Source organism: Nonomuraea sp. NPDC049486, assembly GCF_040676925.1.
GTDB lineage: Bacteria > Actinomycetota > Actinomycetes > Streptosporangiales > Streptosporangiaceae > Nonomuraea > Nonomuraea ferruginea.
Genome location: NZ_JBFAPV010000006.1, coordinates 408,223 through 424,308, shown reverse-complemented (window position 1 = coordinate 424,308; position 16,086 = coordinate 408,223). Strand labels below are relative to the sequence as shown.

The window sequence follows — 16,086 nt, the reverse complement described above, 5'->3', positions numbered from 1 at the left end:
CGGTAGGGAGGAGCCATGGCCGAGACCACATCACCAGCCACGACGGCGGGCGCCACGTGCGTCCCGCAGCTGCCGCAGGCCGCCCAGGACTTCCTCAAGGCCCTGGGCAACCCCGGACGCCAGCAGATCATGCTGCTGTTCGCCCAAGGGGCCGAACTGTCGGTCAACCAGGTCGCCGAACGCGCCGGCATCAGCCAGTCCGCGGCCTCCCAGCAACTCGCCCTGCTCCGCCGCGGCGGCGTCGTCACCTCCCGCCGCGCCGGCAAGGAAGTGCTGTACCGGGGCGACCGCGACGGCGTCGCCCGCATCCTCGGCGACCTGCGGGACTACCTGCGATTCTGCTGCTGACCACCTGTCACGAGGCGACGGGGCACGGCGGTCGCAAGGGCGCACCGCTGGCGTCACCCGCCTGGATGGGAGAAAGTGGGGCAAGATCGGCATTCTTGGAGGAGGCGACTGTGCGACTCGGATTCAGCATCGGCACCCTCGGGCCCGTCGCGGCCACCCACGAGGCCCAGCTCTCGCTCGTCCGGGAGGCCGAGCGGCTCGGCTACGACTCGGTGTGGGCGTCGGAGGGGTACGGGGTGGACCCGGCCACCACGCTGGCCTGGCTCGCGGCCGGGACCGAGCGGATCCGCCTGGGCACCGGGGTGCTCCAGGCGACCGGCCGCACCGCCATCGCCGCCGCCATGGCCGCGGCCACCGTGGACCGCCTGTCGGACGGCCGGTTCCTGCTCGGGCTCGGCGCCTCGGGACCGCAGGTGGCCGAGGGCTGGCACGGCCACCCCTACCGGCGGCCGCTGGCCCACCTGCGCGACTACGTCGCCGTGGTCCGCGCCGCGCTCGACGGCCGCCCCGTACGGCACGACGGGCCGGAGATCACGCTGCCGCTGCCCGGCAGCCGCGGCAAGGAGCTGACCATGCAGGCGGCGCCGGTGCAGCGGCCGCTGCCGATCCACCTGGCCGCCATGGGCCCCAAGGCGGCCGGGCTGGCGGGCGAGATCGCCGACGGCTGGCTGCCCATCCACTTCCCGCCGGAGCACGTGGCCGAGACCCTGGAGCACGTCCGTGCCGGGGCGGCCCGCGCCGGGCGCGACGCCTCCCGCGTCGAGGTCTCGCCCATGGTGATGGCCATGGTCGACGACGACGCCGACTACGCCCGCGACATGGTGCGGCCCATGCTGGCGCTGTACCTGGGCGGGATGGGCACGCGCGGGGTGAACTTCTACAACCGGCTGGCGCACCGGCTCGGCTTCGGGCCGGCCGCCGGGCGGGTCCAGGACGCCTACTTCGACGGCGACCTGGGCGCGGCCGTGGAGGAGCTGCCGGACGACCTGGTCGACGCCCTCACCCTGTGCGGCACCCCTGAGCGGGTGCGCGAGCGGCTGACCGCCTACCGCAAGGCGGGCGCGACCAGGCTGATCGTCGGCCTGAACGCGCCCACCCTGGAGGACCGCGCCGAGCAGCTCGCCTGGCTGGCGGAACTCGCCGCGTGACCCTCAGCTCCCGACGGGAGCCGAGGGCAACTCGCGCATCTTCGGGATCGGCGACCGCCACAGCACCACCATCGGCACCAGCGCCCCGATCACCGCCGCCACCAGCACCACCGGCCGCATCCCGAACGCCTCCCCGAGCAGCCCGGCCACCAGCGCGCCCACCGGCGCCGGCACCAGCCCCATCGCCCAGATGGTGGCGATCACCCGGCCGACCAGCTCGCGCGGCGCGGCCGACTGCAGCACCGTGATGTTGTTGACCACGAAGATCTGCGTGCAGAGCCCCACCAGCAGCTGCGACAGGCCCAGCGTGCCGAGCGCCAGCCACAGCGGCCCGCCGGCCAGCGGCACCAGGATGAGCGCGCTGTTGCCGATCACCGTGGACCAGAACATGGTCGGCCCCGGCCCGAACCCCTTCATCAGCCGCACCGACAGCCACGCCCCCGCCACCGCGCCGATCCCGCCGACCGCGAGCACCCCGCCGACCACCGCGGCCGGCAGGTCCACGACACCGAGCACGTACGGGATGTAGAGGGTCTGCAGGATGCCGATGTCGAAGAAGGAGTAGACGGCACTGGCGATCGCCAGCGGCCGGATGATCGGCTGGCTCATCACGAAACCGAACCCGGCCCGGATCGCCGAGATCATGCTGCCGCCGCTGTCCGGCGGGGGCGGGTCCTCCTTCTTGCGGATGAAGATCAGGCACAGCGCCGAGGCGACGTAGCTGATGACGTCGACCAGGATGATCAGCGGCGCGGAGCGGGCCGCCAGCAGCACCCCGGCCAGGCTGGGCCCGACCGCCTTGGACACCGAGTCGCTCAGCTGCAGCTTGCTGTTGCCGTCGCCGAGATGCTCGGGCGCCACCAGCAGCGGCAGGTACGACCGGTAGGCGATCTCGAACAGCACGCCGAACACGCCCATCACCAGGACGACGACGTACAGCCACCAGAGCGTGAGCATGTCCATCACGAACAGCAGCGGCACGGTGCAGAGCATGGCGGCGCGGATCACGTCGCTCCAGATCAGCACGGGCCGGCGCCGCATCCGGTCCACCCAGACGCCGACGACGAAGAACAGCACCATCGGCAGGCGGGCCAGCGCGCCGAGCACGCCCATCTCGGCGACGGAGGCGTTCAGCAGGAGGTAGGCGACGACGGGCATGGCCAGCACCGTCACCTGAGAGCCGACCAGGGACAGGCTCTCACCCGCCCATAACTTCAGGAAGTCCGGATTGCGCCACAGGGTGCCGGCGCGGTCAGTCGTCGGTGAGGCCATTGTCGATGCTGCTCCTTACCTCGGCGGCCGCCCGCGCGACCCGCGGCTCGTACATGACGGTGAAGCGCTCGCCGTGGATGGGCGAGATGCGCAGCCGCCCGGTCACGACGTCGCGCCAGCCCATGTCGTCGGGCGGCACGCCCTCGGCGGCGGGCGAGAACAGCAGCACGTCACCGTCGTAGGGGGCGTGCCGGTAGTAGCCGACGGCGTGCGCGTTGGCGCGGAAGACGGAGACGAAACGGCGCGCCTGGCGCAGGTCGGCCGCGTCGGGCTGGAGGGTGTCGGCGCGGGCGGCGGCGTCGATGACGGCCAGCAGCCGCTCGTCGGGGTCCAGCCGGTGCAGCTCGTCCAGGTCGACCTGGACCCTGCCGCCCGCCAGGGCGTGGGTGAGCAGCACGGCGTCGTCCTCCAGCGAGGCGCGCAGCACCGGCTCGGCGGCGTCGGAGTAGAACAGCACCACCAGCGGCACCCGCTCGCCGCGCTCGCGCAGCCGGCGGGCGGTCTCCAGCGCGATGTTGCCGCCGATGCAGTAGCCGCCGAGCACGTAGGGGCCCTGAGGGCGGACCCGCAGCAGGTGCTCGGTGTAGTCGTCGACCATCTCCTCCAGCGTCTTGTGCGGCTCCTCGCCGGGGGCGAGCCCGGCGGCCTGGACGGCGAGCACGGGCTGGTCGGCGCCGAGGTGGCGGGCGAGCGGCAGGTAGCGGAACACCTGGCCGCCCAGCGCGTGGAACAGGAAGATCGGGATCCGGTCGCCGGTGGGGCGCAGCGGCACGATCCGCTCGGGGACGCCGTCGTTGTCGTGCGGGCGGCGCAGCTCGGCGGCCAGCAGGGCCACGGTGGGGGCGGTGAGCACGGCCTGCAGCGGCACCTCGCGGCCCAGCTCCTTGCGCAGCCGCATGGTCAGCCGCAGCGCCAGGAGCGAGTGTCCGCCGAGGGCGAAGAAGTCGTCGTGCACGCCGACGGAGTCCACGCCGAGCGTCTCCTCCCAGGCGGTGGCCAGCCTGGCCTCGAACGGGTCGCGCGGCGGCAGGTACGGGGGCCGCCCTGCCTCGCCGGGCTCGGGCAGCGCGGCCCGGTCGAGCTTGCCGCTGGTGGTGACGGGCAGCTCGGCCAGCCGCACCCACGCCGACGGGATCATGTGATCGGGCAGATGCCGCCGTAACGCGGCAGCCAGCTCGGCACCGGGATCCTCGGGCTGCGCGGGGTCGGCGGGGGTGTAGGGGACGACGTAGCCGACGAGGCGTTCGCCGCGCAGGACGACGGCGGCGGCGCGTACGGACGGGTGGGCGGTCAGCAGGGACTCGATCTCGCCCAGTTCGACCCGCTGGCCGCGGATCTTCACCTGGAAGTCGGTGCGGCCCAGGTACTGGATCTCGCCGGTGGGCAGCCAGCGGGCCACGTCCCCGGTGCGGTACAGGCGCGTGCCGGGCGGGCCGTACGGGTCGGGTACGAAGCGTTCGGCGGTCAGGGCGGGCCGGTTGACGTAGCCGCGGGCGAGCTGGACGCCGCCCAGGCACAGTTCGCCCGGCGTGCCGACCGGCACCCGGCGGCCCTCGGCGTCGAGCACCTCCAGGCGGGTGTTGGCGACCGGCCCGCCGATGGGGATCACGGTCTCGCCCGGCTGGCAGGCGTGCCAGGTCACGTCCACGGCCGCCTCCGTGGGGCCGTACAGGTTGTGCAGCTCCGTGCCGGGCATTCGCTCGTGGAAACGCGCGGCCAGCTCCGGGGGAAGCGCCTCGCCCGAGCAGATGACCCGCCGCAGCGGCGGCAGCTCGGGCTCGTCCAGGAACACCTCCAGCATCGACGGCACGAAATGCGCCACACTGGCGCGGTGCCCGGCGGCGAGGGCGGCCAGGCGGGCGCTGTCGCGGTGGGCGCCGGGCTCGGCGACGACCATCCCGGCGCCGGTGATGAGCGGCCAGAACAGCTCCCACACCGACACGTCGAACGACAGCGGCGTCTTGTGCAGGACCCGGTCCTCGCCGGTGAGCGGGAAGGTCTCCTGCATCCACCGCAGCCGGTTGACGATCGCCCGGTGCGACACCCCCACCCCCTTCGGACGTCCCGTCGACCCCGACGTGAAGATCACGTACGCGAGCGCGTCCGGATGGACGGCGGCCTCAGGAGTCGTGTCGGGGGCGGGACCGTCGAGAGGCAGCGCCACCACCCCGGCGGGCAGACCGGCGTCGGACGACGGCGGGTCGCCGTCGGTGAGGACGATGCGGGCGCAGGCGTCCTCGATCATGTGGGCCAGCCTTTCCGGTGGCAGGCCGGGCTCCAGCGGGAGGTAGGCGGCGCCGGCGCCGAGGACGCCGAGCAGCGCGGGCAGGAGGCCGGGGCCGCGGTCCAGGTGGAGGCCGACCACGGCGCCGGGACGGGCGCCGGCGGCGGCCAGCCGGGCGGTGACGGCGCGGGCGCGGGCGGCCAGCTCGCGGTAGGTGATCCAGGTGCCGTCGTAGCAGACGGCCGGCGCGGTGGGGGTGCGGGCGGCCTGCGCGGCGAACAGCTCCGGCAGGGTCGCCTCCGGGTACGGCCGCGCGGTGGCGTTCCACCGGCCGATCTCCCCGGCGTCCGCCGTCAGGAACGGATCGGCCCGGCGCGGATCGGCGGCGCTCGTGGTGGCCAGGCGCAGGGCCGTCAGGTAATGGCCGCCGATACGGGCGATCTGCGTCGCGCCGAACTGGGCCCGGTCGTAGGTGATGACCAGGTCGAACCCGCCGTGCTCGCGCGAGCGGGTGAACGCGGCGGTGAACGGCAGGTCCGTCTGTTCGAAGAACTCCTGGCCGACGATCTCGGCGCCGGGCATGCCGCGGTAGACGTGGAAGTCGCGGTAGTCGAAGAGCGCGTCCAGCATCGGCGAGCGCCCGGACAGCCGCTGGATCTCGAAGAGCGGGAACTGCCGGTGCGGCAGCAGCGCCACCTCGGCGTCGAACACCCGGCGCACCAGCTCGCCCCAGGTGGGCGCGGCCGTGTCGAGGCGCAGCGGCACCGTGTTGAGGAACAGGCCGAGCACCTCCTCGCCCGCCTCGCTCTCCGGGCGGCTGTGCGTGACCAGGCCGGTCATCACCTCGTCCTCGCCGGTGACCAGCGCCAGCACCCGCAGGTGGGCGGCCAGCATGACGGTGCGCACCGGGACGGCGAGCTCGCGGGCCACGTCGGTCACGCGGGCGAGCAGGGCGGGCTCCAGCGGCAGCCGCAGCACCTCGACGCCGTCGCCGTCCCGGTGCTCGGGCAGCCGCGGCAGCCGCGTGTCCGGCGCGTCGTCCACCCGGGCCTGCCAGAAGTCACGGGTCTGGGCGCAGGCGACGACGGCGCGCTCGCGGGCCACCAGGTCGCGGAAGGCCGCGGCGGGCGGGGTCACCGGCAGCGGCTCCCCGGCCAGGCGGGCGTGGTAGCGGCGGAACAGCTCGGTGACGAGCGTGGCCACGCTCCACCCGTCGAGGATGGCGTGGTGGAAGCTCAGGCTGAACGCGAACAGCTCGCCGGGCAGCAGGTGCGCGTGCGCGCGGGCCAGCGGCGGCCGCGACCAGTCGAACGGGCGCCGTTTCTCCTCCTCGGCCCAGCGCGCCACCCGTTCGTCCGCGTCCGGGACGCCCGACAGGTCGGTCACGGCGAACGGCAGTGTGGCCGAGCGGTGCACGAACTGCAGCGGCTCGCTGAACCCGGTCATGTCGATCGAGGTGCGCAGCACCGGGTGCCGGGCGGTCACCTCGGCCAGGGCGGCCTCGAACGCCTCCCGGTCGAACCGGCCGCGCAGCGTGATCGTGGTCAGGTCGTGGTAGGTGGCCGCGTCCGGCTCGTAGGCGCTGTGGTAGAGCATGCCCGCCTGGAGAGCGGCCAGGGGGTAGGCGTCCTCCAGGCCCCGGGCCCCGGTCGTGACAGTCATCGCGCCTCGCCTTCCAGCATCCGTGCCAGGTCCTCGGGGTCGAGCAGGCCGAACGGCGCCGCGGCCCGCGGTTCGGCGGCCGGCGTGGCCGGTTCCAGCCGGGCGGCCAGCTCTCTGACCGTCTGGTGCAGGAACAGCTGTTCCAGCCGTACGGCGTAGCCCGCCTCGCGCAGCCGGGAGACCACCTTGAGGCTGCGGATGGAGTCGCCGCCGACGGCGAAGAAGTTGTCGTGCGCCGACACCCTCGCGAGGCCGAGCACGCCCTGCCAGGCGGCGGCGACGGCGCGTTCGGCCTCGCCCTCCGGGTCGGCGTGGGCGGACGGGTCGGGGGCGGACGGGTCGGGCAGCGCGTCGCGGTCGAGCTTGCCGCTGCGGTTGAGCGGCAGCGCGTCCAGGATCGTCAGGGTTGCGGGGACCAGGTGGCCGGGCAGCCGCTCGCGCAGCAGGGCGTGCCACCGCGCCGGGTCGTGGTCGCCGGGGTCCGGCACCACGTATCCGGCCAGTCGCAGGCCGGCCCCATCGGCGACGGCCCGCGCGGCGGCGGCGCGGACGCCGGGCAGCGCCGACAGCGCCGCGTCGATCTCGCCCAGTTCGACCCGCATGCCGCGGATCTTGACCTGGTGGTCGGCGCGGCCCAGGTACTCGATCTCGCCGTCGGGCCGCCACCTGGCCAGGTCGCCGGTGTCGTACAGCCTGCCGCCTGGCGGGCCGTGCGGGTCGGGCGCGAACCGTTCGGCGGTCAGGGCGGGACGGTCGACGTAGCCGCGGGCGAGCTGGACGCCGCCGATCCACAGCGTGCCGGGGACGCCGACGGGCACCCGGTTCATGCGCTCGTCGAGGATCTCCAGGCGGGTGTTGGCGACCGGCCCGCCGATGGGGATCACGGTCTCACCCGGCTCGCAGGCGTGCCGGGTGACGTCCACGGCCGCCTCCGTGGGGCCGTACAGGTTGTGCAGCTCCGTACCGGGCATCCGCTCGTGGAAGCGCGCGGCCAGTTCCGGGGGCAGCGCCTCGCCCGAGCAGATGACGCGCCGCAGCGGCGGCAGGTCAGGCTCGTCGAGGTAGGCGTCGAGCATGGACGGCACGAAGTGGACGGTGCTGACGTCCCCGGCGCCGAACAGGCGGGTCAGGTAGCCGGGGTCGGCGTGCCCGCCGGGGTCGGCGACCACCATTCCGGCGCCGGTGATGAGCGGCCAGAACAGCTCCCACACCGACACGTCGAACGAGAACGGCGTCTTGAACGCCACCCGGTCCTCGCCGGTGAGCGGGAAGGCGTCCTGCATCCACCGCAGCCGGTTGACGATCGCCCGGTGCGACACCCCCACGCCCTTCGGACGTCCCGTCGATCCCGACGTGAAGATCACGTACGCGAGCGCGTCCGGATGGACCTCAGGAGTCGTGTCGGGGGCCGGCTCCGTGAGGGGGATCGCGTCGAGGAGGACGGGGGTGATGCCGGAGGGCAGGAGGGCGTGGTGGGTGGTGCTCGTGATCGCGAGGCGGGCGCCGGAGTCGGACAGCATGGCGGCGAGCCGGGCCGGCGGGTGGTCCGGCTCCAGCGGCAGGTAGGCGGCGCCGGCGGCGATCACCGCGTGCACGGCGACCACCAGGTCCGGCCCGCGTTCCAGGCACACGCCGACGACCCGGTCGGGTCCGGCGCCGAGCGCGCGCAGCGTGCGGGCCAGCCGGTCGACCCGGGCGGTGAACTGCTCGTAGGTGAGCCACTCCTCCCCGTGGCGCACGGCGGGGGCGTGGGGGGTGCGCGCCGCCTGGTCCGCCAGCAGGCCGGCGAGCGTCGCGCTCTCGTACGGGGTGGCGGTGTCGTTGGCCCGCAGGACCGTCTCCAGCTCTCCGGGCGTGAGCAGCGGCACCTCGCTCACGGGACGCCCGGGCGCGGCCACCGCCCGGGTGAGGAAGGCGCGGAAGTGGTCCGCGAACCGCTCCATCCGGTCGTGGTCGAACACGTCGGTGGCGTAGTGCAGCACCCCCGTCAGCCCGTCACCGGCCTCCTCGATCACCAGGTGCAGGTCCGCCTGGGTGACGCCGGGGTCGATGTCCAGGGTGCGCAGCGACACCCCGGCCGCCTCCGGCGGGGCGGGCGGCACGTTCTGGTAGGCGAGCATCACCTGGAACAGCGGGTTGCGGGCCAGGTCGCGCTCCTCGGCCAGCTCCCGCACCAGCACCTCGAACGGCAGCTCGGCGTGGTCGTGCGCGTCGAGCAGCCGTTCCCTGGTGCGCCGGACCAGCTCGCCGAAGCCGGGGTCGCCGGACAGGTCGCCGCGCAGCACCAGCGTGTTGAGGAACAGTCCGGCCAGCTCCTCGACGTCCGGGTGCGCCCGGCCGGACACCGGCGTGCCGATCGGGATGTCGTCGCGGCCGGTGTAGCGGGCCAGCACCGCCTGCAGCGCCGCCAGCAGCACCATGAACGGCGTCGCCTGCCGCTCCGCCGCGAACTCCCGGACCGCGGCGACGGTGTCCGCGTCGATGCCGAACGTCAGCCTGCGGCCCGCCATGCCCGCCGGCCCGTGCCGCTGCCGGTCCGCGGGCAGGTCCAGGGTGGCGGGCAGGCCGGCGAGGATGTCCTTCCAGTACGCGAGATCGTCCGTACGTTCGCCGGCCCGGCGGCGGTGCCAGGCGGCGAAGTCGCGATAGCGGGTGGGCAGGGCGGGCAGGTCCGGCGGGGTGCCGGTGACGCGGGCCCGGTAGAGCTCCATGAGGTCGCGCAGCAGGATCGACAGGCTCCACCGGTCGGCGCTCACGTGGTGCAGGGTCAGGAACAAGTCGTGCTCCTCGCGGCTCCGCCTGACGAGGACGGCTCTGGCGAGGGGGCCGGTGGCGAGGTCGAACCGGTGGCGGGCCTCCCGGCGCCCGATCTCGTCCTCGTCCGTCCCGCCGGGAGCGGGGAGGGGGCGGACGGCCAGGCGGGGTCTGCGGGTGCCCTCCTGGAGGTGCGGTTCGCCGTCGGCGCCGGTGATGACGAGGCGGAGGGCGTCGTGCCGGTCCACCAGGTCGTCGAAGGCGGCGGCCAGCGCCTCGACGTCGAGCGGGCCGGTCAGGCGTTCGGCCCAGGCCACGTTGTAGGCGGGGTTGCCGGGCTCGAGCTGGTCCAGGAACCACAGGCGGGCCTGGGCGTGCGACGGCTCCACAGGCCCGTCGGCCGCGGGGATGGAGGCGGCGTGCGCCGAGGTCAGCAGGGGGGCCAGCCCGGCGATGGTCGGCGTCTCGAAGCAGCGGCGCAGCGTCACCCGCGCGCCGAACTCCTCCCGCATCCTGACCACGAGCCGCATCGCCAGCAGGGAGTGGCCGCCGAGGGTGAAGAAGTCGTCGTCCACGCCGATCCGGTCCCTGCCGAGCAGGCCGGTCCAGACGGCGTGCAAGGTGTGCTCCTCCGGCGTACGCGGCGGCCGCTGCTCTCGGGCCTCTTCCGGCGGGGGCGGCGGGAGGGCCTTGCGGTCGAGCTTGCCGCTCGGCAGCACCGGGAAGCCGTCCACCGTCACGAACGCCGCCGGGATCATCGCCTCCGGCAACCGCGCCCGCAGAAACCCCCTCAACGAACCGGCATCAACCCCCGAACCCGCACCAGGCTGGACATACGCCACCAGACCACGACCACCCGGAGCGTCATCACGCACCACCACCACCGCACGACCCACCCCCGGACACTCCCCCAGCACCGCCGCGACCTCATCCGGCTCGACCCGCACCCCCCGCACCTTCACCTGATCATCAACACGCCCCAGATACTCCAACTCCCCCGACGCACACCACCGCACCAAATCCCCCGTCCGATACAACCGCCCCCCACCACCACCGAACGGATCCGGAACAAACCGCTCCCCCGTCAACCCCGCACGACCGTGATAACCCCGAGAAACCCCCACCCCACCCAGCAACAACTCACCCGGCACCCCCACCGGAACCGGACACAACCCCCCATCCACCACATACACCGACGTATTCGCCACCGGCGTGCCGATGGAGCCGCCTGCGTCGCCCGTGACCCGGTGCCCGGTGGACCACACGGTCGTCTCGGTCGGCCCGTACAGGTCCCACAGCTCGTCCGTCACCTTCAGGAGCCGGGCGGCGAGCCCGGCGGGCAGCGCCTCGCCCGTGGAGATGATCCGGGGGACGCGGGCGGCGAGCGCGGGCAGCAGGCCCTCCAGCATGGACGGGGTGGCCTGGACGGTGTGCACGTCCCCGATGAGCCGGTGCACCCGCTCGATCTCGGCGGAGGAGGCCACCACGACGGTCCCGCCGGTGACCAGCGGGCCGAAGATCTCGATCATCGCGATGTCGAACGACACCGACGTCAGGAACAGGTACCGCTCCCCCGCCGCCGGGCCGGGCGCCTCGCGGACGTGTCCCAGCAGGCTGACCAGGCCGCGGTGCGGCACCACGACGCCCTTGGCCCGGCCGGTCGAGCCGGAGGTGTAGATCAGGTAGGCGGCCTGGTCCGGGTGCGCGCCCGTACCGAACTCCTCCCCGTCCGCGGGGAGGTCTTCGAGCAGCAGGCGGCCGGGCCGGTCGGGGAGGCGGGCCTGGAGTGCGGCGGTGGTGACGGCGAGCGCGGCCCCCGAGTCGGCGAGGATCCCGGCGAGCCGCTCCGGCGGGTAGCCGGGGTCCAGGGGGACGTAGCAGCCGCCGGCCTTGAGCACCCCGAGCAGGGCGGCGACCAGGTCCGGGGTGCGGGGCAGGCACACGCCCACCCGGGTCTCGGGGCCGACGCCGAGCCGCCGCAGCCGCGCGGCCAGGCGGGCCGCCTTCGCCTCCAGCTCCGCGTACGTCAGGACGCGGCCGTGCGCGTCGGCCACGGCGGGCGCGTCCGGGGTGCGGGCGGCCTGCTCGGCGACCAGCTCGTGCACGCCGCGTTCCGGGTACGGGAGAGCCGGGCCGTCGCCTGCCCGCAGGGTGCGCTCCTGTTCGTCGGCGGGCATGAGCGGCAGCTCCGACAGGCGCAGGCCGGGATCGGCGACGGCGGCTGCCAGCAGGGTGCGCAGGTGGCCGGCCAGGCGGGCCATCCGGTCGTCGTCGAACAGGTCGGTGGGGTAGTCAAGCACGCACAGCAGCCGGCCGTCGGGGCGTTCCTCGACGATGAGGTCCAGGTCGAACATGGCGGTGCCGGGCCGCACGTCCAGCCGTTCCAGGCGCAGGCCGCGCGCGCCGCCGGGCAGCGGCGGGGTGTTCTGGTAGGCGAGCATCACCTGGAACAGCGGGTTCCTGGACAGGTCGCGGCCCGCCGACAGCTCCTCCACCAGGGTCTCGAACGGCAGCGCCGCGTGTTCGAACGCGCCCAGCGCCCGCTCCCGGGTGCGCTCCACCAGTTCGGTGAAGCTCGGGTCCCCGGACAGGTCGCCGCGCAGCACCACGGTGTTGAGGAACAGGCCGACGGTGTCGTCGAGCGACGGGTCGGGGCGGGCCGAGACGGGCGTGCCGATCGGGATGTCGGTCTGGCCGGTGTAGCGGGCCAGCAGCGTCTGCACGGCGGCGGCCAGCACCATGAACGGGGTGGCCCGGTGTCCGGCCGCCAGCGCGCGCACCCCGTCGGCGGTCGGCCGGTCCAGGTCGAACGGCAGCCTGCGGCCCGCGTTGTGGCGGACGGGCGGGCGGGGCCGGTCGGCGGGCAGGTCGAGCACGTCGGGCAGCCCGGCGAGGGTCTCGCGCCAGTGGGCGAGGTCGCCGTCCCCGCCGGCGGGGCGGGACCGCTGCCAGGTGGCGTAGGCGGCGTAGCCGGTCGGCGCCGCAGGGAGCGGGTCGCCGGCGTGCAGCGCCAGCAGGTCGCGCAGCAGGATCGCCACGGACCAGCGGTCGGCCAGGATGTGGTGCAGGGTCAGGATCAGGCGGTGTTCCCGCTCGGCGACCCGGAGCAGGCGGGCCCTGGTGAGGGGGCCCGTGTCCAGGGCGAACCGGTGCCTGGCCTCGCCGAGGGCCGCCGCGTCCGCCTCGGCGGGGGTGACGTCTTCGACGGTGAGCGCGGGCCTGACGGGGCCGGGCGCCTGCCAGGGCTCGCCGTCCTTGAGCGTGACCACGTACCCGAGTACGGGGTGGCGGTCCACGAGCGCGTCGAACGCCGCCGCCAGCGCGGCGGCGTCCAGCGGGCCGTCGATCCGGTACGCCCAGGACAGGGTGTAGGCGGGGTTGCCGGGGTCGAGCTGGTCGACGACCCAGAGCCGGCGCTGCGCCTCGGTCAGCGGGGCGCCCAGCCGGGGGTCGGTGTGCGGGATCGCCGGAGTGGGCGGGCTCGGCCGGCGGCGGCCGAGGAGGCGGGCCTCGAGTGCGGCCCGCTGGTCCGGGCTGAGCGCGGCCAGGCGCTCGCGGATCCCTTCGGCGTCGCTCACCGCTCCTCCTCAAGAAGCTCCAGATCGGTCCCGAGCGCGTGCTCGAGTACGGCCAGCGCCTGCTCCTCGACGGTGGTGGCGTCGAAGCAGCGGCGCAGCGGCAGTTCCACGCCCAGTTCGTCGGAGATCCGGGCGATGAGGCGGACCACGAGCAGGGAGTGGCCGCCGAGCTCGAAGAAGTCGTCGCGCGCTCCGACGCGGTCCCGTCCGAGCAGGTCGGACCAGATGGCGGCCAGCGTCTCCTCCGCGGGGGTGCGCGGGGGCACGAAGGCGGGGGCGGTGCCGGGGTGCGGCGGCGGGAGCGCGTTGCGGTCGAGCTTGCCGCTCGGCAGCACCGGGAAGCCGTCCACCGTCACGAACGCGGCCGGGATCATCGCCTCCGGCAACCGCGCCCGCAGAAACCCCCTCAACGAACCAGGATCAACCCCCGAACCCGCACCAGGCTGGACATACGCCACCAGACCACGACCACCCGGAGCGTCATCACGCACCACCACCACCGCGCGGCCCACCCCCGGACACTCCCCCAGCACCGCCGCGACCTCATCCGGCTCGACCCGCACCCCCCGCACCTTCACCTGATCATCAACACGCCCCAGATACTCCAACTCCCCCGACGCACACCACCGCACCAAATCCCCCGTCCGATACAACCGCCCCCCACCACCACCGAACGGATCCGGAACAAACCGCTCCCCCGTCAACCCCGCACGACCGTGATAACCCCGAGAAACCCCCACCCCACCCAGCAGCAACTCACCCGGCACCCCCACCGGAACCGGACACAACCCCCCATCCACCACATACACCGACGTATTCGCCACCGGCGTGCCGATGAGGATCGTGGTGGCGTCACGCGGCACCCGGTAGGCGGTGGACCAGATGGTGGTCTCCGTCGGGCCGTAGAAGTTCCACAGCTCCCCGGCCACCTTCAGCAGCCGCGCCGCCAGGTCGGGCGGCAGGGGCTCGCCGCCGAGGATGAGGCGCGGCAGGCCGGGCGGCAGGTGCCCGGCGACCAGGCCGGCCACCGAGGGGGTGAGCTGCACCAGGTCCACCCCTTCGGCGGCGCGACCGGCCTGACGGGGCACGCGGGAGGTGTCGTCGGGGGCGACGACGAGGGTGCCGCCGGACAGCAGCGGCGTGAAGATCTCCAGCGCGGCGATGTCGAAGGACAGCGACGTCATGAGCAGCGCGCTGCCGCCGCCGACCCGGCGGATCACGTCGGTGACCAGGTTGACGACCCCCCGGTGCGGCACCTCGACGCCCTTGGGCCGCCCGGTCGAGCCGGAGGTGTAGATCAGGTAGGCCAAATTGTCCGGACCCACCCGTACCGGCGTCGCGGGCGGCCCTTCCGGCGGCCGGTCCAGCAGGAACACCGGCGGCCGGTCGGCGGGGAGGTCGCCGGCCAGGCGCGAGGTGGTGATCAGCAGGCGCGCGCCGGAGTCGGCCAGGATGTACGACAGCCGTTCCGCCGGGTACGCCGGGTCCAGCGGCAGGTAGTGGCCGCCCGCCCGCAGGACCGCCAGCAGCGCCACCACCAGTTCGGCGTCGCGGGGCAGGCACAGCGCCACGCAGGTCTCGGCGCCCACGCCCGCCGCCGCCAGCCGCCCGGCCAGCGCGCGGACGCGCTCGTCCAGCTCGGCGTAGGTGAGCGTGCCGCCGGCGAGGTCGCGGAGCGCGACCGCGTCGGGCGTGCGCGCGGCCTGCTCGGCGACCAGCTCGTGCAGGGTCCCGGCGGGGTACGGTGCGGCGGTGGCGTTCCAGCCGGTGAGCAGCCGCCGTTCCCGTTCGGGCGTCATCAGCGGCAGCCGCGACACCCGGATGCCCGGGTCGGCGACGGCGGCCTCCAGGACGAGCCGGTACGCCTCGGCCATCCGCGCCACCGTGTCCGCGTCGTACAGCTCGGTGCTGTACTCGAAGTAGAGGCCCGCGCCGGAAGGGGTCCTGACCACGTCGAGGCCGAGGTCGTGCTGGGCGGTGCCGTTGGGGAACTGGCCGCGCGCGTCCATCGGCAGCAGGTTGAAGCCCACCTGGTACAGCGGGGTGCGGCTGGGGTCGCGGGCCGGCCGCAGCGCCTCCACCAGCCGGTCGAACGGCACGTCGGCGTGGTCCAGCGCTTCCAGGACGGTGCCCCGCACCCGGTCCAGCAGCTCGTCGAAGGACGGGTCGCCGGACAGGTCCGTGCGCAGCACCAGCGTGTTGACGAACATGCCGATGACCGGCTCGAACTCGGGCAGGTCCCGGCCGGCGACCGGCGAGCCGACCACCACGTCGTCCTGGCCGCCGTAGCGGGCGAGCAGCGCCTTGAACCCGGCCAGCAGCACCATGAACAGGGTGGCGCCGCGCCGCCTGGCCAGCTCCTCCAGCGCGTCGACGAGGTCCCCGGGCAGGGTGCGGGCGTACTCGTCGCCGGCGTGGCCGCGGGTGGCCGGGCGCGGCCTGTCGGTGGGCAGGCCGGTGTCGCCGGGCAGTCCGGCCAGGCGTTCGCGCCAGTAGCCGAGCTGGCCGGCGAGCACGCCCCCGGCGAGGTGCTCGCGCTGCCAGGCGGCGTAGTCGGCGTACTGGATGGGCAGTTCGGGCAGGTCCGGCTCGCGGCCCCGGCCGAGCGCGTCGTGGATCTCCTTCAGCTCACTGGTGAAGACGACGCCGGAGCGGGCGTCGAACACCGCGTGGTGCACGACCAGCACGATCCGCTGCAGCTCGTCGCTCATGCGGACCAGCCGCGCCCGCCACAGCGGCGGCCGGTCCAGGGCGAACGGCCTGCGCGCCTCGGCCAGGGCCAGGGCGCGGAACTCGCGTTCGGCCCGCTCGGGCGGCAGGCCGCGCAGGTCGGTGCAGGGCAGCGTGACCGGCAGGTCCACCTGGACGACCTGGACCAGGTCGCCGTCCTCGGTCGCCAGCGACGTGCGCAGCGTCTCGTGCCGCCGGACGACCTGGCGCAGCGCGTCCAGGCACCGCTCCGGGTCGCTCCGGCCGGGCAGCTCGATCACCGCGTTGACGTGGTGCGCGGGCGCGTCCGGGTCGAGCCGGGCGAGGAACCACAGGCGTTCCTGGGCGTACGAGGCAGGCAAGACGTAGGTGCCGGTCACGGCCGGTGTCC

6 protein-coding genes are annotated in these 16,086 nt (G+C 74.4%); 2 read left to right on the top strand and 4 right to left on the bottom strand.

Features of this window, described 5'->3' with window-relative positions; translation table 11 throughout:
• Nucleotides 1-15: 15 nt before the first annotated feature.
• Nucleotides 16-348, top strand: a complete 333-nt coding sequence (locus AB0K05_RS20665) for a metalloregulator ArsR/SmtB family transcription factor (RefSeq protein WP_271279465.1) — start codon at nucleotides 16-18, stop codon at nucleotides 346-348.
• Between the two features lie 110 nt (nucleotides 349-458).
• Nucleotides 459-1,496, top strand: a complete 1,038-nt coding sequence (locus AB0K05_RS20660) for an LLM class flavin-dependent oxidoreductase (RefSeq protein WP_271279466.1) — start codon at nucleotides 459-461, stop codon at nucleotides 1,494-1,496.
• A 3-nt stretch (nucleotides 1,497-1,499) separates the two neighbouring features.
• On the opposite strand, the gene AB0K05_RS20655 is transcribed toward AB0K05_RS20660, so the two are convergent.
• From AB0K05_RS20655 to AB0K05_RS20640, 4 genes are read right to left on the bottom strand one after another with little or no spacing between them, the layout of a single operon-like run.
• Nucleotides 1,500-2,768, bottom strand: coding sequence for an MFS transporter (locus tag AB0K05_RS20655; protein WP_271279467.1), 1,269 nt, complete (start codon nucleotides 2,766-2,768; stop codon nucleotides 1,500-1,502).
• Complete coding sequence (locus AB0K05_RS20650; protein ID WP_364230866.1) at nucleotides 2,749-6,654, bottom strand: amino acid adenylation domain-containing protein; 3,906 nt, start codon at nucleotides 6,652-6,654, stop codon at nucleotides 2,749-2,751. Before AB0K05_RS20650 ends, AB0K05_RS20655 begins: the two co-directional genes overlap by 20 nt.
• The gene (locus tag AB0K05_RS20645) at nucleotides 6,651-12,986 is read right to left on the bottom strand and encodes an amino acid adenylation domain-containing protein (protein WP_364230863.1); all 6,336 of its coding nucleotides are present in this window, start codon (nucleotides 12,984-12,986) and stop codon (nucleotides 6,651-6,653) included. Before AB0K05_RS20645 ends, AB0K05_RS20650 begins: the two co-directional genes overlap by 4 nt.
• On the bottom strand, nucleotides 12,983-16,075 hold the full coding sequence (locus AB0K05_RS20640) for an amino acid adenylation domain-containing protein (protein WP_364230860.1): 3,093 nt from the start codon (nucleotides 16,073-16,075) through the stop codon (nucleotides 12,983-12,985). Before AB0K05_RS20640 ends, AB0K05_RS20645 begins: the two co-directional genes overlap by 4 nt.
• Nucleotides 16,076-16,086 lie beyond the last annotated feature (11 nt).